Source organism: Pelomonas sp. KK5 (assembly GCF_001984095.1).
In the GTDB taxonomy this organism is placed as follows: Bacteria; Pseudomonadota; Gammaproteobacteria; order Burkholderiales; family Burkholderiaceae_C; genus KK5.
The window spans coordinates 1-21,027 of the sequence record NZ_LYVQ01000046.1 but is presented as its reverse complement, the minus strand read 5'-3'; the positions used below and the strand labels follow the sequence as shown (position 1 = coordinate 21,027).

The window sequence follows — 21,027 nt, the reverse complement described above, 5'->3', positions numbered from 1 at the left end:
GGATATCGTCCCGTCGACCGCCTCAACGCATAGACAAGGAACGATCGATGTCCCCATTCAAGAACACTCTGGCCGCCGTCGCCGTGCTCGCGACCTCGGCTGTTTCGGCCCAGAACCTGGTGCAGAACGGCAGCTTCGACCAGGTCGCCAACAGCAGCGGCGTGCTGCAGACCAAGACCGACAACTACGGGCTCACATCGGCAAGGGACACCGGCAATTTCGACTTCCACGCGGTGGGCTGGACGAACCAGGATTTCCTGGCCATCGTCTACGGCAGCGGCATCGGCGACAGCGTCTATCCGCTGACGAAGGGCTCGACGCGCGAGGACATGGCGCTGATCGGCCCCAATTCACCCACCAAGGCCACCAACAACGGCCTTCCGGCCGCCAGCCCCGCCGGCGGCAACTACTACGGCGCGGACGCGGGAGCGACCTTCGCCGGGGCGCTGACGCAGACGGTGAGCGGCATGGTCGTGGGCCAGCAGTACACGCTGAGCTTCTGGTGGGCCGGTGCCCAGGCCACCGGCGCGAGCAACACCGCGCAGGCGCTGAACATGGGCTGGGACGTCAGCCTGGGATCGGATGTCCAGGCATCCGTGCAGACCAACATTGCCTACAAGGGCTTCTCCGGCTGGACGCAGGCGAGCTACACCTTCACGGCGACGTCTGCATCCGAACTGCTGAGCTTCCTGCCGACGTCCACCGCCGGCTCGCCGCCGATGTCGCTGCTGGACGGCGTGTCGATCGTGGCCGTTCCCGAGCCGCAGACCTGGGCCATGCTGGCCGCCGGCCTGGGGCTGGTCGCCTTTGTGCAGCGCCGCCGCTCAGCGCAGCGCTGACCAGGGCGCAGAACCGGGGAAGGGCTTCACTTCTCCCGGTAGTTGTCGTGGCAGGCCTTGCAGCTCTTGCCCACGTCCCCCACGGCGGCCTTGATGTTGTCGAGGTTGCCGGTCTTGGTCGCCGCCTGCAGCTTCACCACCTCTGACTGCATCTTCTCGGCGGCTTCCCTGAACTTCGGCATCTCCTTCCAGATCTCCGGCTTGGCCTTGGTGTTGCCGAGGTCCGTGCCTTCGCCGAAGGCCGTGTAGGGCAGGTTGACGACCACCGCCAGCACATCGGCATTGGCCTGCGCGGCCTTGGCGTCGAAGGGGATCTTGCCTTGCGCCATCCCGGCGATGCGGCCGAAGTGGTTGCCCATCAGCGTGAACGCGGACTGGCGATACTTGATCGCATCCTCGGGCTTCTGGAACTGGGCCTGGGCGGCGCCGCTGAGTCCGAGCGTTACGACCAGGGCGAGCAGGGGAAGCTTCATGCTGGTTTTCCTTTGTTGAGGATGACTGGCGCGACGAGTGTAGTGCTGCGTTATCGTCGCTGCACGCAAGGAGGTGCGCGATGAAGAGCGTGCGGATCTGGGACTTGCCGACGCGGCTGTTCCATTGGGCCTTGGTGCTCTGCGTGACCATTTCGGTTGCCAGCGCCAAGCTGGGCGGCAATGCGATGGAGTGGCACATGCGCTGCGGCTACACGGTGCTGGCGCTGCTGGCCTTCCGCATCGTCTGGGGCCTGGTGGGCGGGCGATGGTCGCGCTTTTCGAGCTTCGTGCGCGGGCCGGCCACGCTGTCGCGCTACCTGCGCGGCGACATGCAGACTGGCGAGCATGCCGGCCACAACCCGCTGGGCGCGCTGTCGGTGCTGGGCATGCTGCTGTGGCTGCTGGCGCAGGTGGCCACCGGCCTGGTGGCCGACGACGAGATCGCCACCACGGGGCCGCTGGTGCGCTATGTCAGCGGCAAGCTGAGTTCGCTGGCCACCGGCTGGCATGCCGGGCCCGGCCAGTGGGGGCTCTATGCGCTGATCGCCCTGCACATCGGCGCGATCTTCTTCTACGCCATCCGCAAGGGTGACAACCTAGTAACGCCGATGTTCAGCGGCGACAAGCGCCTCGCCGGTGACGTGCAGGCCACCCGCGACTCCTGGGCCACGCGCCTGTTCGCGCTGACGCTGCTGGGTGCCTGCGCGGCGGCGGTCTATCTGTTGGTAGGCTTGGGCGATGGTTGAGATCACGATCCCGCGCTCGGCGGCGGAACTGGAGGCGGCCCGCGAGATCATCCGCGAGTATGTGCTGAGCCTCGGCGTCGACCTGAGCTTCCAGGCCTTCGACGAGGAGATGGCCGCGCTGCCCGGCGAATACGCGGCGCCAGGCGGCGTGCTGCTGCTGGCGCTGGTGGACGGCGCGGTGGCGGCCTGCGGCGCCTTCCGTCCCTGCGAACTGCCGGAACACCCCGGCGCCTGCGAGATGAAGCGGGTCTATGTGCGGCCGGCGTTCCGTCACCTGGGCCTGGGCCGGCGCATGGCGGTCGAACTGCTGGACCGCGCTCGGTCTGCGGGTTATGCGTCCATGCTGCTCGACACGCTGTCTCATCTGACCGCGGCCCGCAAGCTCTACGCGAGCCTCGGCTTCTCCGAAGTTGCGCGCTACAACGACAACTTCCTGCCCGGCGTGCTGTTCATGAAGGCGTTGTTAGCATCCGCGCCCATGATGACGAAGGATCAGATCGAACTCGCCGGCCCGACGCCGGCCACGCTGGGTGAATCGCCGCTGTGGAGCGCGGCCGAGCAGTGCCTCTATTACGTGGACATCGCCGAGAAGCAGGTGCAGCGACTCGACCCGGCCAACGGCGCGCTGAAGCACTGGCAGCTGGACAGCGAGCCGAGCAGCATCGCGCTGACCCAGCATGAAGGCGTACTCGCCGTCGCGCAGCGCAACGGCCTGTGGCGCCTGGACACGCGCACCGGCGCCCACACGCAGGTCGCTGCCGCGCCTTTCGACAGCGGCAAGCAGCGCTTCAACGACGGCAAGCCCGACGCGCAGGGGCGCTACTGGATCGGCACCATCGACGACGCCCGTGCGCCTGCCGCTGAACTATTCCGTTACGTCAGCGGTACGGGCTTCTCCGCCATGGCCGGCGGCATCACCAATTCCAACGGCCTGGTCTGGAGCCCCGACCAGCGCACGATGTACTGGAGCGACACCAAGGCCCACGAGGTCTACAAGCTGCCCTTCGATGGGGCGAATGGCACCATCGGCGAGCGCGAGCTCTTCGCGTCCTTCCCGCAGCGCGCCGCAGGCCAGTCGCTCGACGAGTACGGCGGCAGGCCCGACGGCGCTGCCGTCGACGTCGAGGGCTTCTACTGGGTCGCGATGTTCGAGGGCCAGCGCCTGCTGCGTCTCGCCCCGGATGGCCGTATCGATCGGGAAGTGCGGCTGCCGGTGCGCTGCCCGACGATGCCCGCCTTCGGCGGCCCGGACCTGAAGACCCTGTTCATCACCACCGCGCGCGAGAAGCGCCCGCCCGAGGAACTGGCCGCCCAACCCTGGGCCGGCTGCGTGCTGAAACTGACGGTCGATGCACCAGGGCTGCCCGCGCACGTTGCGCAACTGTAAACAGGGCGGCTGGAAACCTCGGGTTTCCACATATAATCGTTGAGTTTTGCCGATTCCCTTTGACCCGACATGACCCAAGCTGCCGATCCCGGGCGACATCAGCCCCAAGCGGCAGCGGCGCCTGAACAAGACCGGCGCTGGAATGAGTGGAACGAAGAGGATGAGGCCGAAACCCAGGCTTTCAAGAGTCTGACGCCAGATGAGGCTCAGGCCCTGCGAGACCGCCAGCCGCTGCTCACGCCGTGGCAGGTGGTGGCCGCGCAAGCGGCGATGGGTGCGGTGATCGTCCTGCTCTGGTGGAGTCTTGCCGGGGCGGGAAGCAAAAACGCATGGCTGTCGGCACTGGGTGGCGCGGCCGTGGTGGTGGTTCCGAATGCCTTGATGGCGTGGGGGATCGCCCGGCTTCACAGAGGGCTTGCCAGTGCTTCGGCGCTGGGATTCATGATCTGGGAGCTGTGCAAGATTTTGTTGGCCGTCGCCCTGCTGGGCGCGGTCGTGGAATGGATGCCCGATCTGAGCTGGCCGGCCTTGCTGGTGGCAATGATCGGGTGCTTGAAGATCAATTGGTTGGCCCTGCTCTGGCGGGGTCGCAAGAAAAATCGAGACGGACACTGACGATGGCTGCCGAGGAACACGCGCCCAGCGCGGGTGAGTACATCACCCACCACCTGCAACATTTCCAGAAGAACTTCGCGTTCGAGAACGTCAAGCAGACCTCGATCGTCGACTTCCATCTGTTCAACTTCGACTCGGTGATCTATTCGATCATCCTCGGCGTCGTCGGTTGCTTCTTCCTGTGGCGTGCCGCCCGCAAGGCCACGCCGGGCGTGCCGGGCCGCTTCCAGGCCGCGGTCGAGATCCTCTCCGAGATGGTCGAGAACCAGGCCAAGGGCGTGATCCACAACGTCGCCAGCCGCAAGCTGGTGTCGCCGCTGGCACTGACCGTCTTCGTCTGGATCTTCCTGATGAACGCGATGGACATGCTGCCGGTCGACCTGCTGCCGGCCGCCTGGGGCCAGGTGTACCCGTCGCTCGGCGGCGAGGCACATCACGCCTACATGCGCGTCGTCCCGACGGCCGACCTGTCCACCACGCTGGGCCTGTCCTGCAGCGTGCTGATCATGTGCTTCTTCTACAACATCAAGATCAAGGGTGTTGGTGGCTGGGGCCATGAGCTGATCTCGGCGCCCTTCGGCGCGCATCCGGCGCTGTGGCCGTTCAACTTCCTGATGCAGATGATCGAGTTCGTCGCCAAGACGGTCTCGCACGGCATGCGGTTGTTCGGCAATATGTTCGCCGGCGAACTGGTGTTCATGCTGATCGCGCTGATGGGTGGCGCGGTCTCCCTGTCTGCTGCGGGCATTGGCCTGGCCGCTGGCCACGTCATTGCCGGCACGGTGTGGACCCTGTTCCACATTCTCGTGATCACGCTGCAAGCCTTCATCTTCATGATGCTGACGCTGATCTACATCGGCCAGGCGCACGACGCGCACTGACCGAACGCTGTACCTCCCCTTCGTTTTTTCTTCCTTTACCTTTTCTTTTACTTCTCTCTAGGAATCATCATGGAACACATCCTCGGTCTCGTTGCTCTGGCTTGCGGCATCATCGTTGGTCTGGGCGCCATCGGCGCTTCCATCGGCATCGCGCTGATGGGCGGCAAGTTCCTGGAGTCCTCGGCTCGCCAGCCTGAGCTGATGAACGAACTGCAAACCAAGATGTTCATTCTGGCCGGCCTGATCGACGCCGCCTTCCTGATCGGTGTTGCCATCGCCCTGCTGTTCGCGTTCGCCAACCCGTTCGCCGCCACCCTGGCCGCTGCCGTTCACTAATTCCCTCGAACCCTTTACGACGGGGTCGTGCCGTGAATATCAACGCAACACTAATCCTCCAGGCGATCGTCTTCCTGATCCTGGTGTGGTTCACCATGCGTTTCGTCTGGCCTCCGATCACGAAGGCACTCGACGAGCGCGCGCAGAAGATCGCCGACGGCCTCGCCGCCGCCGACAAGGCCAAGGCCGAGCTCGCCACTGCCAACAAGGCGGTGGGCGAGCAGCTGAAGCAGGCTGCCGGTGAATCGACCAAGCTGCTGGGCGACGCTGAAAAGCGCGCCGCGCAGATCGTGGAAGAAGCCAAGAAGCGTGCCGAAGAAGAAGGCGCCAAGATCGTGGCTGCTGCCAAGGCCGAGGCCGACCAGCAGGTCACGCGTGCCCGCGAGGCCCTGCGCGAGCAGGTCGCCGCGCTGGCCGTCAAGGGCGCCGAGCAGATCCTGCACAAGGAGGTCAACGCCTCCGTCCATGCAGACCTGCTGTCCCGCCTGAAGACGGAGCTGTAAGCATGGCTGAGCTCGCAACCATTGCCCGTCCCTACGCCGAAGCGCTCTACCAAGTGGCGAAGACGCAGGACGTGAAGGCCTGGGCTCAGCAACTCGACGCGCTGGCCCTGGTGGCCGGCGACGCCGAGCTGCGCCAGTTCGCCGACAACCCCAAGGTGTCTGCCGAGCAGGTCTTCGAGGTCATGTCCGCAGCCGCCAAGCAGCCCTTGGTCGCCGGTGTCCAGAACTTCGTCCGCGAAGTGATCGCCAACGGCAAGCTCGCGGCGCTGCCGGCAATGGTCGAGCAGTTCCATGCTCTGGCCAACGCCGCAGCCGGCGTGGCCGATGCACAGATCTACAGCGCCTTCCCGATCGACGCGGCCCAGCTGGCCGATGTGGTCGGCTCGCTGGAGAAGCGCTTCGGTCGCAAGCTCGAAGCCCATGTGTCGCTGGAGCCCTCGCTGATCGGCGGCATTCGCGTGGTGGTTGGCGACGAGGTGCTGGACACCTCCGTCAAGGCCCGCCTGGAACGCATGAAGGTGGCGCTGACGGCCTAACGAGGCCGTTCAGCTGACACCAGACCGAATCACCCCTGTGTCTGACGACTCAGACGGGAGCAAGCAATGCAACTGAATCCTGCAGAAATCTCTGAACTGATCAAGAGCCGCATCGAGGGCCTCGGCGCCTCGTCGGACGTTCGCAACCAGGGCACGGTCGTCTCCGTGTCCGACGGCATCTGCCGCATCCACGGCCTCTCGGACGTGATGCAGGGCGAAATGCTGGAATTCCCGGCCGGCGCCGACGGCAAGCCGTCCTACGGCCTGGCCCTGAACCTCGAGCGCGACTCGGTCGGTTCGGTGATCCTGGGTGCCTACGAGCACATCTCGGAAGGCGATACCGTCAAGTGCACGGGCCGCATCCTGGAAGTGCCGGTGGGCCCCGAGCTGATCGGCCGCGTCGTCAACGCGCTGGGCGAGCCGATCGACGGCAAGGGCCCGATCAACGCCAAGATGACGGACGTGATCGAGAAGGTCGCTCCGGGCGTGATCGCACGTAAGTCGGTCGACCAGCCGGTGCAGACCGGCCTGAAGTCCATCGACTCGATGGTCCCCGTCGGCCGTGGCCAGCGCGAGCTGATCATCGGCGACCGCCAGACCGGCAAGACCGCCGTGGCGATCGACGCGATCATCAACCAGAAGGGTCAGAACATGACCTGCGTGTACGTCGCGATCGGCCAGAAGGCTTCGTCGATCAAGAACGTCGTGCGCGCTCTGGAACAAGCCGGCGCGATGGAATACACGATCGTCGTGGCTGCCTCGGCCTCCGAATCCGCTGCCATGCAGTACGTGTCGGCCTACTCCGGCTGCACGATGGGCGAGTACTTCCGCGACCGCGGTCAAGATGCGCTGATCGTCTATGACGACCTGTCCAAGCAAGCCGTGGCCTACCGCCAGGTCTCGCTGCTGCTGCGCCGCCCGCCGGGCCGCGAAGCCTATCCCGGCGACGTGTTCTATCTCCACAGCCGTCTGCTGGAGCGCGCCGCTCGCGTGAATGCCGACTACGTCGAAGCTTTCACCAAGGGTGAAGTCAAGGGCAAGACCGGTTCGCTGACGGCCCTGCCGATCATCGAGACGCAAGCCGGCGACGTGTCCGCCTTCGTGCCGACCAACGTGATCTCGATCACCGACGGCCAGATCTTCCTGGAAACCAACCTGTTCAACGCCGGCATCCGTCCCGCGATCAACGCCGGTATCTCGGTGTCGCGTGTCGGTGGCGCTGCCCAGACCAAGTTGATCAAGGGCCTGTCCGGCGGTATCCGTACCGACCTGGCGCAGTACCGTGAGCTGGCTGCCTTCGCGCAGTTCGCTTCCGACCTGGACGAGTCCACCCGCAAGCAGCTGGACCGCGGCGCCCGCGTGACCGAACTGCTGAAGCAGGCTCAGTACTCGCCGCTGTCGATCAGCCTGATGGCTGCCACGCTGTACGCGGTGAACAAGGGCTTCATGGACAGCGTCGACACGAAGAAGGTCCTGGCCTTCGAGCACGGCCTGCACCAGTACCTGAAGACCAGCCATGCCGCGCTGCTGTCCAAGCTCGAAGCCGACCAGGCCTTCGACAAGGAAGGCAAGTCCGAAGCCGAGCTGAACGCTGCGATCACCGCGTTCAAGAAGACCTTCGCTTAATGACCATGACCGGGTCGTCTGACTCAACGCATTCGACCCGGCCCTAACAGGAGAAATCATGGCATCAAGCAAGGAAATCCGCGGCAAGATCAAGTCGGTCGAGAACACCAAGAAGATCACCAAGGCCATGGAAATGGTCGCGGCTTCGAAGATGCGCAAGGCGCAGGACCGCATGCGCCATGCCCGCCCCTACGCGGACAAGATCGGCAACATCGCGGCCAACCTGTCCCAGGCGAACCCCGAGTACCAGCACCCGTTCATGGTGAAGAACGAAGAGGCCAAGACGGCCGGCTTCGTCGTCGTCACCACGGACAAGGGTCTGTGCGGCGGCCTGAACACCAACCTGCTTCGCGCGGCCACGGCCAAGCTGAAGGAGATGGAGTCGGCCGGCCAGAAGTCCGAGATCGTTGCCATCGGCAACAAGGGTTTCGGCTTCATGAACCGCATCGGCGCCAAGGTCGTGGCTCACGCCACGCAGCTGGGCGACCAGCCGCATCTGGACAAGATCATCGGCCCGGTGAAGGTGCTGCTGGACGCGTACGCCGAAGGCAAGCTGTCCGCCGTCTACCTCTGCTACACGAAGTTCGTGAACACGATGAAGCAGGAGCCGGTCGTCATGCAGCTGCTGCCACTGAGCGCAGACGGCATGAAGACCAACGGTGGCGAGCACAGCTGGGACTACATCTACGAGCCGGACGCGGCCACGGTGATCAACGAGCTGCTGGTCCGTTACACCGAGGCGCTGGTCTACCAGGCCGTGGCCGAGAACATGGCGTCCGAGCAATCGGCACGCATGGTGGCGATGAAGGCTGCTACCGACAACGCAGGCACCCTGATCGGTGAGCTGAAGCTGGTCTACAACAAGACCCGCCAGGCCGCGATCACCAAGGAGCTGAGCGAGATCGTCAGCGGCGCCGCCGCAGTGGGCTGATAAGTCAGTCCGACCGATTGCTAAGACGAATACAGATTAAGGAAACGATATGTCGAACACTCAAACCAACGCGGTTGGCAAGATCGTTCAGTGCATCGGCGCCGTGGTTGACGTGGAATTCCCGCGCAACCGCATGCCCAAGGTGTACGACGCGCTGAAGATGGAAGGCTCGGCCCTGACGCTGGAAGTCCAGCAGCAGCTGGGCGACGGCGTGGTCCGTACCATTGCTCTCGGCTCCTCCGACGGCCTGCGCCGCGGCACCGAGGTCTACAACACCGGCGAGAACATCAAGGTCCCGGTCGGCAAGGCAACGCTCGGCCGCATCATGGACGTGCTGGGCAACCCGATCGACGAGCGCGGCCCCGTGTCGAGCGAGACGACCGCCTCGATCCACCGCGCCGCTCCGGCCTACGACGAACTGTCGCCCTCGCAAGACCTGCTCGAAACCGGCATCAAGGTGATCGACCTGATCTGCCCGTTCGCCAAGGGCGGCAAGGTGGGCCTGTTCGGTGGCGCCGGCGTCGGCAAGACCGTGAACATGATGGAACTCATCAACAACATCGCCAAGGCCCACTCGGGTCTGTCGGTGTTCGCTGGTGTGGGCGAGCGTACCCGCGAGGGCAACGACTTCTATCACGAGATGTCCGACTCCAACGTCGTCGTCCAGGACAACCTGGAAGAGTCGAAGGTCGCGATGGTCTACGGCCAGATGAACGAGCCGCCGGGCAACCGCCTGCGCGTCGCGCTGACCGGCCTGACGATGGCCGAAGCCTTCCGTGACGAAGGCCGTGACGTGCTGTTCTTCGTGGACAACATCTACCGCTACACGCTGGCCGGTACCGAAGTGTCCGCACTGCTGGGCCGCATGCCTTCCGCCGTGGGCTACCAGCCGACGCTGGCCGAGGAAATGGGCCGCCTGCAGGAACGCATCACCTCGACCAAGGTCGGCTCGATCACGTCCATCCAGGCGGTGTACGTCCCTGCGGACGACCTGACCGACCCGTCGCCCGCCACGACCTTCGCCCACCTGGACGCCACCGTCGTTCTGTCCCGTGACATCGCCTCGCTGGGTATCTACCCCGCCGTCGACCCGCTGGACTCGACCTCGCGCCAGATCGACCCGAACGTGGTCGGCGAAGAGCACTACAACACGACCCGCGCCGTGCAGGCCGTGCTGCAGCGCTACAAGGAACTGCGCGACATCATCGCCATCCTGGGCATGGACGAACTGGCTCCCGAGGACAAGCTGGCCGTGGCCCGCGCCCGGAAGATCCAGCGTTTCCTGTCGCAGCCTTTCCACGTGGCCGAAGTCTTCACCGGCTCGCCGGGCAAGTACGTGCCGCTGAAGGAAACCATCCGCGGCTTCAAGATGATCGTGGCCGGCGAGTGCGACGCGCTGCCCGAGCAGGCGTTCTACATGGTCGGCACCATCGACGAGGCCTTCCAGAAGGCCGAGAAGCTGAAAGCCTAAGGAGCCACGACCATGGCAACCCTTCACGTCGACGTGGTCTCCGCCGAAGAGCAGATCTTCAGCGGCGAGGCCAAGTTCGTCGCGCTGCCGGGTGAACAGGGCGAGCTGGGCATCCTGCCCAAGCACACCCCGTTCATCACCCGCATCAAGCCCGGCGCGGTGCGCATCGAGAAGGTCGACGGCGGCGAGGAATTCGTCTTCGTCGCCGGCGGCATCCTCGAGGTGCAGCCCGGCACGGTGACCGTGCTGGCCGACACCGCGATCCGCGGCAAGGACCTGGACGAGGCCAAGGCCGAAGCCGCCAAGAAGCAGGCCGAGGAAGCGATGAAGAACGCCAAGAGCGACATCGACTTCGCCGCTGCCCAGGGCGAGTTCGCCGCGATGGCCGCGCAGATCGCTGCGCTGCGGAAGTTCCGCCGCAAGTAACGCTGCGTCAAAAGCCCGACGAAGCCCGCCGCAGTCACATGCGGCGGGCTTTTTTTGTAGATGATTCCAGCCATGTCCGTGCCGTCACCGCTGAAATTGCAGATCGAACGCTGGGCCGCCTGGGCACCCGGCCTGGCCACGCAGGCCGACTGGCTCGCCTGGCTGGCCGATCCGGTCGCGCCGGTGCCGGCGAGTGAAGACCGGGCGCCGCCGCTGGCCGAGATGCCCGCGATGATGCGCCGGCGCATCGAGCCGCTGGGCCGTATCGCCCTCCAGGCCGCGTACTGGGCCCAGGGGGAGCAGGCATCGACCGGCCCGGTCGTGTTCGCGTCGCGATGGGGTGAAGTGGCTCGCTCGGTCGAGATGCTGCAGCAGCTCGCGGCCGGCGAGGCCTTGTCGCCCACGGCCTTCAGCCTCTCGGTCCACAACGCCATCGGCGCGCTGTTCTCGATCGCCCGCGGCGACCGCGGCAACTACCAGGCCGTGGCCGCCGGCGCGCATAGCGTCGAGGCCGGCTTCTACGAAGCCGCCGGCCTGATCGCCGCTGGCGCCGAACGCGTGCTGCTGGTCGCCTTCGAGGCGCCGCTGCCGGCGCCGTACGCCGAGCTGGTCGACGACAACAGCGAGGACTTCCCGCGCGCCTTCGCATTGATGCTGACGCGCGCGGCGGGCGTTGGCGGCATCAGCCTGCAGGGCGCGGCGCCCACCACGGACGCCGCCGTGCGCGCCGATCTCGCCGCCTTGCGCTTCCTGCTCGGCACCGCCGCCGAGCACCGGGCGGGCCGCTGGCACTGGCGGCGTCATCATGTGGCTTGAATCCCCGCTGGGCCGCGCCTGGCGCGTGCTGGCCACCGGCCTCGCCTTCGCCGTCTTCGGCCTGGGTGGCGTTCTGCTGGGGCTGTTCGTGTTCCCGCTGCTGCAGCTGGTGTTGCGCGATCCCGTCATCCGGCAGGCCCGCTCGCGGGAGATGGTCAGATTCACCTTCGGCCGCTTCGTGGCCCTGATGCACCGGCTGGGCCTGCTGACCTACGAGCTGCACGGCATGGAACGGCTGGAGCGCGGCGGCCTGCTGATCCTCGCCAACCACCCGACGCTGATCGACGTGGTGTTCCTCGTCTCGCTGGTGCGCAATGCCGACTGCGTGGTGCGCAGCGGCCTGGCCAACAACCTCTTCACGCGCGGCCCCATCCGCGCCAGCGGCTATATCCGAAACGAGGGCGGGCCGGAATTGCTGGACGCCTGTATTGCGAGCCTGCGGCAGTCTGGCAATCTCGTGATATTTCCCGAGGGCACGCGCAGCCGGCCGGGGGAGGCCCTGAAGATGCAGCGCGGCGCGGCCCAGGTGGCGCTGCGAGCGGCTTGCGACATCACGCCCGTGCGCATCCGCTGCGAGCCGCCGAGCCTCACCAAGGGCCTGCCCTGGTGGAAAGTGCCGGCCCGGCCGATGCACTTCACCATCCGTGTCGATGAGGACATCACGGTGGCGCGGTTTATAGCCGACCATCCAGACGAACCCGCGCTCGCTGCCCGGCACCTGACCGCATACTTGCAAACTTACTTTTCGCTACAGACACATGCAGGACCAACTGGAACATGAGATCAAGAGCCTCTTGATCGAGGCCCTCAACCTCGAGGACATGACGCCCGAGGCGATCGATCCCGAGCAGGCCCTGTTCGTCAAGGGCCTGGGCCTGGATTCCATCGACGCGCTGGAGCTGGGCCTGGCCCTGCAGAAGCGCTACGGGATCAGCATGTCCGCCGATTCGGAAGAAACCCGCCGGCATTTCGGCAGCATCCGCGCGCTGGCGCAATTCGTCGGCACGGCGCGCAGCCGCTGAGGCCGAGCAGGGGAGCAGTTCAAAATGAGCACCATCAGCAACCAAGACATCTTCGACCGGCTCAGCGCCATCCTGGTCGAGACCTTCGACATCGAGCCCGAGCGCATCCGGCCCGAAGCACGCCTGTATGAAGACCTGGATATCGACAGCATCGACGCCGTCGACCTGATCGTGAAGCTCAAGCCGCTGGTCGGCAAGAAGCTCCAGCCGGAAGCCTTCAAGAGCGTGCGCACGCTGCAGGACGTCATCAACGCCGTGCAGGGCCTGATCGCCGATGGCGCCACCGCCGCCGCCGTTGTTGCCGCCAACACCGCCTCCGCGCCCGGAGCGCTGCAGACGCAAGCCTGACCTTCCTTCCCGACCATGCGTGCCGTCATCGTCTTCGCGATCACGGCGGCCTATCCCCTCCTGGTATTCCTCGGGCTCGGGCACTTCGAGCCCCGCTGGCTGGCGCTGATGCTGGCCGCGCTGGCGCTGCTCCGCGCGCTGGGCAGTCGCAATGACCGATTCTGGTGGTGGGCCGCCGCGGCAGGCCTCGTCCTGGCCGCCGTTTCCGCGCTGGCCAACGAGGCCCTGCCGCTGAAGCTCTACCCGGTGCTGGTGAACACCGTGCTGCTGCTCGTCTTCGGCGCGAGCCTGCGCCATCCGCCGAGCATGATCGAGCGCCTGGCGCGCCTGCGCGAGCCGGCGCTGGATGCCCGTGGCGTCGCCTACACCCGCCGCGTCACGCAGGTCTGGTGCGGCTTCTTCGCGCTCAACGGCAGCATCGCGCTGGCCACCGCGCTGTGGGGCAGCGACCGCAGCTGGGCCCTCTACAACGGGCTGATCTCCTACCTGCTGATCGGCGCGCTGTTCGCCGGCGAATGGCTGGTGCGCCGGCGCGTGCGCGCCCGTCACAAGACCGCCCCATGACCGACTTCATCGACCTGCCCGGCCTGCTCGCCGCGCGAGCCGGCAGCGAGCCGATGGGCCGCCGCGGCGGCGCCGTCGTGAGCTTCGCCGAGTTCCGCGCCGAGGCCGCGTGCTGGCGCGCTGCCTTCGCTGCGGCACCGGGCCAGCGCTTCGCCCTGTACTTCGAGGACACCCTGGCCTTCGCCGCTGCGCTGTTCGGCCTCTGGCATGCGGGCAAGTGCGCCGTGCTGCCGGGTGATGCGCTGCCGGCCACGCTGGAGCGCCTGTCCGCTCATGTCGATGCATATGCCGGCGTCCTGCCGAACGCGCTGCAGCCGCTGCCCGTGCCGGATGACGGCGCCTGGGCGCCGCTCGACCCCGAGGCCCGGCAGCTGACCGTCTTCACCTCCGGCTCCACCGGCGAGCCGGTCGCCATCCCCAAGCGCCTGGACCAGATGTTCTCCGAGGTGCGGGCGCTCCAGCAGGTGTTCGCCGGGCGCATCGGCCCCGAGGCCGAAGTGCTCGCCACCGTCTCGCACCAGCACATCTACGGTCTGCTGTTCCGCGTGCTGTGGCCGCTGGCCGCGGGCCGCGTGACCCATGCCGGCCGGCTCCACTACATCGAGGACCTGGCGCCCGCGCTGTCGGCCGGCCCGGCCGTGCTGATCGCGAGCCCCGCCCATCTGAAGCGCCTGCCCGAGATGCAGCCGGATGCGCGCCTGCGCGCGGTCTTCTCCTCCGGCGGCCCGCTGCCGGACGAGGCCGTGCCCGCCAGCATCGAGCGGCTGGGCCAGGCGCCGATCGAGGTCTACGGCAGCAGCGAGACCGGCGGCGTCGCCTGGCGGCAGCGCCGCAGCGCCGCGGCGGCCCCCTGGCAGTCGCTGCCGCGGGTGCAGTGGCGGCTGGGCGAGGGCGAACTGCTCGAGATCCGCTCGCCCCACCTGGACGATGGCGAGGCCTGGATGCCCACGGCCGACCGTGCCGGTCCCAGCCATGAAGGCTTCCACCTGCTGGGCCGCGCCGACCGCATCCTGAAGATCGAGGAGAAGCGGGTCTCCCTGACCGGCATCGAGCAGGCCCTGCTGGCCAGCGGCTGGATCGCCGAGATGCGCGTGGTGCAGCTCGCGGGCCTGCGCGAGCAACTGGGCATCGTCGCCGTCCTCAACGAGGCCGGCTGGCAGCAGCACGACGCGCTGGGCAAGAAGGCCTTCGCCGCCCTGCTGCGCGAGCGCCTGCTGCTGCAGCTCGACGCCAGCGCCGCGCCGCGCCACTGGCGCTTCGTCTCGATGCTGCCCAGCGACCCGCAGGGCAAGGCCACGCAGGCCGCGCTGCGCGCCCTGTTCGACCCGCGCCGCCCGCAGCCGCGGCTGCTGGAGCGCACGCCCACCACCGCCACGCTGCGCCTCGTCGCCGAGGCCGCGCTGCCGCAGTTCGACGGCCACTTCCCGGGCCACCCGGTGCTGCCCGGCGTGGCGCAGCTTGAGTGGGCCATCCACTACGGACGCGAACTGTTCCGCGAGCTGCCGCCGGTGTTCCTGGCGCTCGAGGGCCTGAAGTTCCAGCAGGTCATCACGCCGGGCCTGAGCGTCACGCTGGCGCTCGCCTTCAAGCCGGAGGCCGGCCAGCTGAGCTTCAGGTACAGCTCCGAGCGCGGCCAGCATGCCAGCGGCCGGGTGCTGTTCGGGGGCGCTGAGGCATGAAGCTGGGTGCGGTCATTCCGGTCTACAACCACGGGGACGCGGTCGGCGCCGTCGTGCAGGCGATCCGCGCCCGGGGCCTGCCGGTGCTGCTGGTGGACGACGGCAGTGAGCCCCGCTGCGCCGCGGTGCTGGACCAGTTGGCGCAGGAGGCCGATGTCCACCTGCAGCGCCTGCCCGTCAACCAGGGCAAGGGCGGGGCGGTGATGGCCGGCCTGCGCGCCGCGCAGCGCCTGGGCTGGACCCATGCGCTGCAGATCGACGCCGATGGCCAGCACGATGCGGCCGACATTCCCACCTTCGCCGCCGCCGCCGCTGCCGCACCCGATCACTTCATCTGCGGCTGCCCGCTGTACGACGAGTCCGTGCCCAAGGCGCGGCTCTACGGCCGCTACGCCACCCACGTCTGGGTCTGGATCAACACGCTGTCCCTGGCCGTGCGCGACTCGATGTGCGGCTTCCGCGTCTACCCGCTGGCCCGCGTCGTGCCGCTGATCGACCGGGTGAGCATCGGCCGGCGCATGGACTTCGACGTCGAGGTCGCCGTGCGCCTGGTCTGGCTGGGCGTGCCGGTCACGAACGTGCCCACGCGGGTCCGCTACCCGAGCGACGGCGTCTCCCACTTCCGCGCGCTGCAGGACAACCTGCTGATCTCGTGGATGCACACGCGGCTGTTCTTCGGCATGCTCGCGCGGCTGCCGCTGCTGCTGTGGCGCAAGGTGGCGTGACGATGAGCCGTTCCCGCCACTGGGCCGCGATGGGGGAGAGCACCTTCGTCGGCGGCATCTGGGCCCTCTACTGGGTGCATCGCCTGACCGGCCGCCGGCTGTTCCGCCTGTGCCTGGCGCCTGTGGTGCTGGTGCACTGGCTCGCCCGTCCCGCGCTGCGCGCCGCGTCGCTGCAGTACCTGCGGCGCCTTCATGCGGCCCATGCGGTCTTCGGCTCGGCGCCCGGCTGGCGCCATGGTCTGCGCCACGTGGCGCTGTTCGCCGAGACCATGCTGGACAAGCTGCTGGCGATGGCCGACCGCTATCCGAAGGAGCGGGTGCGCTTCCACAACCGCGAACCGATGCTGGCCGCGATCGCCGCCGGCCGCGGTGGCATCCTCGTCACCGCCCACATCGGTTGCCTGGAGCTGTGCCGCGCGATGGCCGAGGTGCGGGCGGGGCTGAAGATCAACGTGCTCGTCCACACCCGCCATGCCCAGGCCTTCAATGCCATGCTGCAGCGGCTCAATCCGCAGGCCAGCGTCCATCTGATCGAGGTCAGCGAGATCGGCGCGCCGACGGCGATGCTGCTGGCCGGGAAGGTCGAGGCCGGCGAGTTCGTCGCCATCGCCGGCGACCGCGTGCCGGTGCACCGGAGCAAGACCGTCAGCGTGGACTTCCTCGGCCATGCGGCGCCCTTGCCGGTCGGCGCCTACGTGCTGGCCGCGCTGCTCAAATGCCCGCTCTTCCTGCTCGGCTGCGTCCACGAGGCGGGCGGCTATGCGATCCACTTCGACCTGCTGGCCGATCGCGTGACGCTGCCTCGCGCCGACCGCGAGGGCGCGCTGCGCGCGCACGCGCAGCAGTTCGCCGACGCGCTGACAGCTCTGCTGCGCCGTTCGCCCTACGACTGGTTCAACTTCTTCCCCTTCTGGGACCAGGCCCATGACCAATGAAACCGCCGTGCCTGTCGTCTTCGACGGCAGCCCGCTGACCCTCGAGGCCATCGCCGCGCTGTCGCGCCGCGAGCGCCCCGCCGTGCTGAGCGCCGGTCCCGCCTTCCGCCGCCGCATCCAGGCCGGCGCCGACTTCGTCGCCCGCCTGCTGGCCGAGGACGGCGTGATCTACGGCGTGACCACCGGCTACGGCGACTCCTGCACGGTCGTGATCCCGCCCGAGCTGGTGCCCGAGCTGCCGCACCACCTCTACACCTACCATGGCTGCGGTGCCGGCGCGATGCTCTCGCCCGAACAGACCCGCGCGGTGCTGGCCGTGCGGCTGCAGTCGCTGTCGCAAGGCATGTCCGGCGTCAGCGTCGAGCTGCTGGAGCAACTGCACGCGCTGCTGCAGCACGACATCCTGCCGCTGATCCCGTCCGAGGGCTCGGTCGGCGCCAGTGGAGACCTGACCCCGCTGTCCTATGTCGTCGCCGTGATGTGCGGCGAGCGCGAGGTGTTGTTCGCCGGCGAGCGCATGCCTGCCGCGCGGGCGCTCGCCGCGGTCGGCCTCGCGCCGCTGAAGCTGCGCCCCAAGGAAGGCCTGGCCATGATGAACGGCACCGCGGTGATGACCGCGCTGGCCTGCCTGGCCTTCGAGCGCGCCGAATACCTGGCCCGGCTGGCCACGCGGCTGACCGCGACCAACGTGGTCGCCAGCGCCGGCAACGCCCATCACTTCGACGAGACGCTGTTCGCCGCCAAGCCTCATCCCGGCCAGCAGCAGGTGGCCGCGCGCCTGCGCGCCGACCTCGCCAGCGCCAGCCCCAGCCGCAACGAGCAGCGCCTGCAGGACCGCTACTCGCTGCGCTGCGCGCCGCATGTGATCGGCGTGCTGCAGGACAGCCTGCCCTTCCTGCGCCAGCTGATCGAGAACGAGCTGAACAGCGCCAACGACAACCCGCTGATCGACCCCGACGGCGAACGCGTGCTGCACGGCGGCCACTTCTACGGCGGCCATATCGCGATGGCGATGGACACGTTGAAGACGGCCGTCGCCAACATCGCCGACCTGCTGGACCGCCAGCTCGCGCTGCTGGTGGACACCCGCTTCAACCACGGCCTGCCCAGCAACCTCAGCGGCGCCACCGGCCCGCGCGCCGCCATCAACCACGGCCTGAAGGCGCTGCAGATCAGCGTCTCCGCCTGGACCGCCGAGGCGCTCAAGGGCACGATGCCTGCCAGCGTTTTCAGCCGCAGCACCGAGTGCCACAACCAGGACAAGGTCAGCATGGGCACGATCGCCGCGCGCGACTGCCTGCGGGTGCTGGAGCTGGCCGAGCAGGTCGGCGCCGCGATGCTGATCGCGGCCCGTCAAGGTATTTCCTTACGTCAGCGCATCGACCCGGCGCTGAGCCTGTCGCCGGCCCTTGCCGCGATGCAGGCGGAGCTGGAGGACCGCATCCCGCTGCTGGTCGAGGACCGGGCGCTGGACCGCGAGCTGCTGGCGCTGATCGAGGCGATCCGTTCGCGAGCCTGGAGCCTCTATGAGCGCGCCTGACCTCAGCCACGAGGTCGAGCTGCTCGTGGCCTTCCACGACCTCGATCCGATGAACGTCGTCTGGCACGGCAACTATCCGAAGTACCTGGAGATCGCCCGCTGCGCGCTGCTGGAGCGCTTCGGCTACGACTACCCGGCCATGCGCGACTCCGGCTACGCGTGGCCGGTCGTCGACATGCGGCTCAAGTACGTGCGCAGCGCCGAGTTCAACCAGCGCATCAAGGTGCGTGCCGAGATCGTCGAGTGGGAGAACCGCCTGAAGATCGAGTTCGAGATCCGCGATGCCGACAGCGGCACGGTGCTGACCAAGGCCTACACGATCCAGGTCGCGGTGGACATGGCGACCAAGGAGATGCAGTACGTCTGCCCGCCGGTGCTGTGGGAGCGCCTGGGAGTGCCGCGGCCATGAGGCGGTTCTTCGCCTTCCTCGCGCTGCTGCTGTGCGCCTTCGCCGCACCGGCCGCCGATCTCGCTGCCGCGGTGAAGCAGCAGCTCGTCCAGGCCCCGGTGCTGCGCGGCGAGTTCGAGCAGCGCAAGCAGGTGCAGGGCTTCAGCAAGCCGCTGGTCTCGCGCGGGCGCTTCGTCGTCGCCCGCGAGCGCGGCGTGCTGTGGACCACGCTGGCGCCCTTCGCCTCCGAGCTGCGCCTCACGCGCGACGAGATCGTCGCCACCCAGGCCGGCGGGGCCGTGGCCTTCAGGCTCGACGCCGCCAAGGAGCCCTCGGTGCGCGTCATCAACGGGCTGATGTTCTCGCTGCTGAACGGCGAGGTGAATGGCCTGATGGAGCTGTTCAAGGTCGACGGCAGCGCCGACGCCAAGGGCTGGAAGCTGGTGCTCGTGCCGAAGCAGGCGGCGCTGGCCAAGCTGATGAGCGGCATCGAGCTGGCCGGTGACAGCCATGTGCGCAGCATCCGCATCGACGAAGCCAATGGCGACCGCACCTTGATCGCCTTCAGCGCGCAGAGCGTGGAGCCACCGCGGCTGAGCGCCGACGAGGCGAAGAAGTTCGATCAATGAAGCGCAGCGGCGTCCTCGTCGGCCTGTGGGCCGCGCTGGTCCTGGCCATGGCCGCTCACGTGGCCTGGCTGCTGGCCGGCGGCCACCTGCAGCTGGACACCGACGTGCTCGCCATGCTGCCGCAGGACCAGCGCCAGCCGGCCGTGCAGGCCGCCACGCGCGTGCTGGCGGAGGCGGGGCAGCGGCGTGTCGTCGTGCTGGTCGGTGGCGGCGAATGGGCGGCGGCGAAGGCGGCCGGCGATGCGGTGGCCGAGCGGCTGAAGGCCGCGCCGGTGACGCTGAAATTTGAAGTCAGCGATGCCGCCGCCGCTGAGTGGCTGGACTTCTACGCCCCGTACCGCGGCCAGTTGCTGACGCCCGCGCAGCGCGAACGCCTGCAGCAGGCTGACGCCGCCGCGCTGGCCCGCGAGGCCGTCGAGCAGCTCTACCGCCCGGTGGGCATGCCCCGCATCGGCCGCTGGAACGAGGACCCGCTGAACCTGTTCTCCGCCTGGCTGGGCGAGCGCGCCGGGCTCAGCCGCGTGCGCGTGACGGAAGACCGCCTGTCGCTCGACGACGGGCGGGACCACCACTACGCGGTGCTGATGCTGGAACTGCGCGCCTCGGCCTTCTCGATGACGGCGCAGCGCGGGCTCGTGGACGCATTGGACACGGCTCGCGCCGCACTGCCGCAGGGCCAGCAACTGCTCGCCATCGGCGTGCCGCTGTTCGCCGCCGCCGCCGCCGCGCAGGCCGAGGGCGAGGTCCACACGATCGGCCTGGGCTCGCTGGCCGGCATCGTGGTGCTGACGCTGTTCGCCTTCGCCGCGATCCGGCCGCGCCTGCTGGTGACGCTGTCCATCGGCGTCGGGTTGCTGGCCGCGGTGTCGCTCAGCGCGCTGGCCTTCGGCAACAAGCTGCACATGATCACGCTGGTGTTCGGCGCGAGCCTGGTCGGCGTGGCCGAGAACTACGGCAGCAACTACTTCAGCGGCCGCAGCGGCCGGCCCTTCGCCGAGCGCTTCGAGATGCTGGCCGAGCAGGGCCCAGTCATGTGGCTCGCGATGCTGACGACCGCCATCGGCTATGCGCTGCTGGCGCTGACTCCCTTCCCGGGCCTGCGCCAGATCGCGGTGTTCTCGGTCGTCGGCCTGCTGGCCGCCTTCGTCACGACCTTGCTGATGTTCCCGCGCCTGGACCGCGGCGAGATGACCTTCACGCGCTTTGCCCGCTGGCTCGGCTCGCGGCGCGCGCTGTGGCCCGCGCTGGGGCGGACGCGCTTCACCGCGGTGTTCGTCGCCGTGTGCGGCGTCCTGCTGGTGGCGGGCTTCGCGCAGCTGCGCACGCAGGACGATGTCCGCACGCTGCAGAACTCGCCGCCCGGATTGCTGGCGCAGCAACGGGCCGTCAGCGCGCTGATGGAGCTGCCCAGCCCGGCGCAGTTCTATCTCGTGCGCGGCGACAGCGAGGAGCAGCTGCTGCAGCGCGAAGAGGCGCTGACGACGCGCCTGCGCGCGATGGGCAACACGGTGCAGGCGGTGTCCGACTGGCTGCCTTCGCAGGCGCGCCAGGCGGCCGATGCGGCGCTGCTCGGCAGGGTCCGGGGCGAGCTGCTCGCCGAGGCCGGCAGGC

The 21,027-nt window shown here is 68.0% G+C and carries 25 protein-coding genes; 24 read left to right on the top strand and 1 reads right to left on the bottom strand.

Annotation, left to right across the window (positions count from 1 at the left end; genetic code table 11):
• Positions 1 to 47: 47 nt before the first annotated feature.
• Positions 48 to 839, top strand: coding sequence for a PEP-CTERM sorting domain-containing protein (locus tag B0W88_RS09540; protein ID WP_077034430.1), 792 nt, complete (start codon positions 48 to 50; stop codon positions 837 to 839).
• A 26-nt stretch (positions 840 to 865) separates the two neighbouring features.
• On the opposite strand, the gene B0W88_RS09535 is transcribed toward B0W88_RS09540, so the two are convergent.
• Entirely contained in the window at positions 866 to 1,312 is a 447-nt protein-coding gene (locus tag B0W88_RS09535) for a cytochrome c (protein WP_077034429.1), read from the bottom strand.
• A gap of 80 nt (positions 1,313 to 1,392) precedes the next feature.
• Here B0W88_RS09535 and B0W88_RS09530 point away from each other — a divergent pair, with 80 nt between their 5' ends.
• The 23 genes from B0W88_RS09530 to B0W88_RS09415 all read left to right on the top strand — a co-directional run.
• Positions 1,393 to 2,058, top strand: a complete 666-nt coding sequence (locus B0W88_RS09530; protein WP_077034428.1) for a cytochrome b/b6 domain-containing protein — start codon at positions 1,393 to 1,395, stop codon at positions 2,056 to 2,058.
• Positions 2,051 to 3,445, top strand: a complete 1,395-nt coding sequence (locus tag B0W88_RS35310) for a GNAT family N-acetyltransferase (RefSeq protein WP_083748681.1) — start codon at positions 2,051 to 2,053, stop codon at positions 3,443 to 3,445. The genes B0W88_RS09530 and B0W88_RS35310 overlap by 8 nt, the downstream gene beginning before the upstream one ends.
• A 69-nt stretch (positions 3,446 to 3,514) precedes the next feature.
• Positions 3,515 to 4,060 carry an ATP synthase subunit I gene (locus tag B0W88_RS09515; protein ID WP_083748680.1) on the top strand — a complete coding sequence of 182 codons (546 nt, stop codon included), beginning with the start codon at positions 3,515 to 3,517 and terminating at the stop codon, positions 4,058 to 4,060.
• Between the two features lie 2 nt (positions 4,061 to 4,062).
• Complete coding sequence (gene atpB / locus B0W88_RS09510; protein ID WP_077034427.1) at positions 4,063 to 4,941, top strand: F0F1 ATP synthase subunit A; 879 nt, start codon at positions 4,063 to 4,065, stop codon at positions 4,939 to 4,941.
• A 69-nt stretch (positions 4,942 to 5,010) separates the two neighbouring features.
• Positions 5,011 to 5,277 carry a F0F1 ATP synthase subunit C gene (atpE, locus tag B0W88_RS09505; RefSeq protein ID WP_077034426.1) on the top strand — a complete coding sequence of 89 codons (267 nt, stop codon included), beginning with the start codon at positions 5,011 to 5,013 and terminating at the stop codon, positions 5,275 to 5,277.
• A 32-nt stretch (positions 5,278 to 5,309) separates the two neighbouring features.
• On the top strand, positions 5,310 to 5,780 hold the full coding sequence (locus B0W88_RS09500; RefSeq protein WP_077034425.1) for a F0F1 ATP synthase subunit B: 471 nt from the start codon (positions 5,310 to 5,312) through the stop codon (positions 5,778 to 5,780).
• A 2-nt stretch (positions 5,781 to 5,782) separates the two neighbouring features.
• On the top strand, positions 5,783 to 6,316 hold the full coding sequence (locus tag B0W88_RS09495; RefSeq protein ID WP_077034424.1) for a F0F1 ATP synthase subunit delta: 534 nt from the start codon (positions 5,783 to 5,785) through the stop codon (positions 6,314 to 6,316).
• A gap of 66 nt (positions 6,317 to 6,382) precedes the next feature.
• Positions 6,383 to 7,942: a F0F1 ATP synthase subunit alpha gene (gene atpA, locus B0W88_RS09490; protein ID WP_077034423.1), complete on the top strand. Its 1,560-nt coding sequence runs from the start codon at positions 6,383 to 6,385 to the stop codon at positions 7,940 to 7,942.
• Positions 7,943 to 8,000: 58 nt separating this feature from the next.
• On the top strand, positions 8,001 to 8,873 hold the full coding sequence (gene atpG / locus B0W88_RS09485) for a F0F1 ATP synthase subunit gamma (RefSeq protein ID WP_077034422.1): 873 nt from the start codon (positions 8,001 to 8,003) through the stop codon (positions 8,871 to 8,873).
• Between the two features lie 49 nt (positions 8,874 to 8,922).
• Entirely contained in the window at positions 8,923 to 10,344 is a 1,422-nt protein-coding gene (gene atpD / locus B0W88_RS09480; RefSeq protein WP_077034421.1) for a F0F1 ATP synthase subunit beta, read from the top strand.
• Positions 10,345 to 10,356: 12 nt separating this feature from the next.
• A complete protein-coding gene (locus tag B0W88_RS09475; RefSeq protein WP_077034420.1) occupies positions 10,357 to 10,770 on the top strand; it encodes a F0F1 ATP synthase subunit epsilon in 414 nt (137 codons plus the stop codon).
• A 72-nt stretch (positions 10,771 to 10,842) separates the two neighbouring features.
• A complete protein-coding gene (locus tag B0W88_RS09470; RefSeq protein WP_077034419.1) occupies positions 10,843 to 11,586 on the top strand; it encodes a beta-ketoacyl synthase chain length factor in 744 nt (247 codons plus the stop codon).
• Positions 11,576 to 12,367: a 1-acyl-sn-glycerol-3-phosphate acyltransferase gene (locus tag B0W88_RS09465; RefSeq protein ID WP_077034418.1), complete on the top strand. Its 792-nt coding sequence runs from the start codon at positions 11,576 to 11,578 to the stop codon at positions 12,365 to 12,367. The genes B0W88_RS09470 and B0W88_RS09465 overlap by 11 nt, the downstream gene beginning before the upstream one ends.
• A complete protein-coding gene (locus B0W88_RS09460; protein WP_077034417.1) occupies positions 12,345 to 12,608 on the top strand; it encodes a phosphopantetheine-binding protein in 264 nt (87 codons plus the stop codon). Before B0W88_RS09465 ends, B0W88_RS09460 begins: the two co-directional genes overlap by 23 nt.
• A gap of 33 nt (positions 12,609 to 12,641) precedes the next feature.
• Entirely contained in the window at positions 12,642 to 12,956 is a 315-nt protein-coding gene (locus tag B0W88_RS09455; protein WP_077034439.1) for an acyl carrier protein, read from the top strand.
• Between the two features lie 15 nt (positions 12,957 to 12,971).
• Positions 12,972 to 13,520 (top strand): hypothetical protein, encoded by a 549-nt coding sequence (locus tag B0W88_RS09450; protein WP_077034416.1) that lies wholly within the window; start codon positions 12,972 to 12,974, stop codon positions 13,518 to 13,520.
• The gene (locus B0W88_RS09445) at positions 13,517 to 15,199 is read left to right on the top strand and encodes an AMP-binding protein (RefSeq protein WP_077034415.1); all 1,683 of its coding nucleotides are present in this window, start codon (positions 13,517 to 13,519) and stop codon (positions 15,197 to 15,199) included. Before B0W88_RS09450 ends, B0W88_RS09445 begins: the two co-directional genes overlap by 4 nt.
• On the top strand, positions 15,196 to 15,924 hold the full coding sequence (locus tag B0W88_RS09440) for a glycosyltransferase family 2 protein (RefSeq protein WP_077034414.1): 729 nt from the start codon (positions 15,196 to 15,198) through the stop codon (positions 15,922 to 15,924). Before B0W88_RS09445 ends, B0W88_RS09440 begins: the two co-directional genes overlap by 4 nt.
• A gap of 2 nt (positions 15,925 to 15,926) precedes the next feature.
• A complete protein-coding gene (locus B0W88_RS09435; protein ID WP_077034413.1) occupies positions 15,927 to 16,859 on the top strand; it encodes an acyltransferase in 933 nt (310 codons plus the stop codon).
• Positions 16,849 to 18,399, top strand: coding sequence for a histidine ammonia-lyase (gene hutH, locus B0W88_RS09430; protein WP_077034412.1), 1,551 nt, complete (start codon positions 16,849 to 16,851; stop codon positions 18,397 to 18,399). Before B0W88_RS09435 ends, hutH begins: the two co-directional genes overlap by 11 nt.
• Positions 18,386 to 18,808 carry a thioesterase family protein gene (locus B0W88_RS09425; protein WP_077034411.1) on the top strand — a complete coding sequence of 141 codons (423 nt, stop codon included), beginning with the start codon at positions 18,386 to 18,388 and terminating at the stop codon, positions 18,806 to 18,808. Before hutH ends, B0W88_RS09425 begins: the two co-directional genes overlap by 14 nt.
• Positions 18,805 to 19,416: an outer membrane lipoprotein carrier protein LolA gene (locus B0W88_RS09420; RefSeq protein ID WP_077034410.1), complete on the top strand. Its 612-nt coding sequence runs from the start codon at positions 18,805 to 18,807 to the stop codon at positions 19,414 to 19,416. Before B0W88_RS09425 ends, B0W88_RS09420 begins: the two co-directional genes overlap by 4 nt.
• On the top strand, positions 19,413 to 21,027 hold a 1,615-nt coding region (locus B0W88_RS09415; RefSeq protein ID WP_077034409.1), incomplete at its 3' end, for a hypothetical protein. The genes B0W88_RS09420 and B0W88_RS09415, both read left to right, overlap by 4 nt.

What these genes read in the sequence shown, in the direction of transcription:
- B0W88_RS09540 (WP_077034430.1), top strand. Translation starts at nt 48, where the DNA reads ATGTCCCCATTCAAGAACACTCTGGCCGCCGTCGCCGTGCTCGCGACC.
- B0W88_RS09535 (WP_077034429.1), bottom strand. Translation starts at nt 1,312, where the DNA reads ATGAAGCTTCCCCTGCTCGCCCTGGTCGTAACGCTCGGACTCAGCGGC.
- B0W88_RS09530 (WP_077034428.1), top strand. Translation starts at nt 1,393, where the DNA reads ATGAAGAGCGTGCGGATCTGGGACTTGCCGACGCGGCTGTTCCATTGG.
- B0W88_RS35310 (WP_083748681.1), top strand. Translation starts at nt 2,051, where the DNA reads ATGGTTGAGATCACGATCCCGCGCTCGGCGGCGGAACTGGAGGCGGCC.
- B0W88_RS09515 (WP_083748680.1), top strand. Translation starts at nt 3,515, where the DNA reads ATGACCCAAGCTGCCGATCCCGGGCGACATCAGCCCCAAGCGGCAGCG.
- atpB (WP_077034427.1), top strand. Translation starts at nt 4,063, where the DNA reads ATGGCTGCCGAGGAACACGCGCCCAGCGCGGGTGAGTACATCACCCAC.
- atpE (WP_077034426.1), top strand. Translation starts at nt 5,011, where the DNA reads ATGGAACACATCCTCGGTCTCGTTGCTCTGGCTTGCGGCATCATCGTT.
- B0W88_RS09495 (WP_077034424.1), top strand. Translation starts at nt 5,783, where the DNA reads ATGGCTGAGCTCGCAACCATTGCCCGTCCCTACGCCGAAGCGCTCTAC.
- atpA (WP_077034423.1), top strand. Translation starts at nt 6,383, where the DNA reads ATGCAACTGAATCCTGCAGAAATCTCTGAACTGATCAAGAGCCGCATC.
- atpG (WP_077034422.1), top strand. Translation starts at nt 8,001, where the DNA reads ATGGCATCAAGCAAGGAAATCCGCGGCAAGATCAAGTCGGTCGAGAAC.
- atpD (WP_077034421.1), top strand. Translation starts at nt 8,923, where the DNA reads ATGTCGAACACTCAAACCAACGCGGTTGGCAAGATCGTTCAGTGCATC.
- B0W88_RS09475 (WP_077034420.1), top strand. Translation starts at nt 10,357, where the DNA reads ATGGCAACCCTTCACGTCGACGTGGTCTCCGCCGAAGAGCAGATCTTC.
- B0W88_RS09470 (WP_077034419.1), top strand. Translation starts at nt 10,843, where the DNA reads ATGTCCGTGCCGTCACCGCTGAAATTGCAGATCGAACGCTGGGCCGCC.
- B0W88_RS09465 (WP_077034418.1), top strand. Translation starts at nt 11,576, where the DNA reads ATGTGGCTTGAATCCCCGCTGGGCCGCGCCTGGCGCGTGCTGGCCACC.
- B0W88_RS09460 (WP_077034417.1), top strand. Translation starts at nt 12,345, where the DNA reads ATGCAGGACCAACTGGAACATGAGATCAAGAGCCTCTTGATCGAGGCC.
- B0W88_RS09450 (WP_077034416.1), top strand. Translation starts at nt 12,972, where the DNA reads ATGCGTGCCGTCATCGTCTTCGCGATCACGGCGGCCTATCCCCTCCTG.
- B0W88_RS09445 (WP_077034415.1), top strand. Translation starts at nt 13,517, where the DNA reads ATGACCGACTTCATCGACCTGCCCGGCCTGCTCGCCGCGCGAGCCGGC.
- B0W88_RS09440 (WP_077034414.1), top strand. Translation starts at nt 15,196, where the DNA reads ATGAAGCTGGGTGCGGTCATTCCGGTCTACAACCACGGGGACGCGGTC.
- B0W88_RS09435 (WP_077034413.1), top strand. Translation starts at nt 15,927, where the DNA reads ATGAGCCGTTCCCGCCACTGGGCCGCGATGGGGGAGAGCACCTTCGTC.
- hutH (WP_077034412.1), top strand. Translation starts at nt 16,849, where the DNA reads ATGACCAATGAAACCGCCGTGCCTGTCGTCTTCGACGGCAGCCCGCTG.
- B0W88_RS09425 (WP_077034411.1), top strand. Translation starts at nt 18,386, where the DNA reads ATGAGCGCGCCTGACCTCAGCCACGAGGTCGAGCTGCTCGTGGCCTTC.
- B0W88_RS09420 (WP_077034410.1), top strand. Translation starts at nt 18,805, where the DNA reads ATGAGGCGGTTCTTCGCCTTCCTCGCGCTGCTGCTGTGCGCCTTCGCC.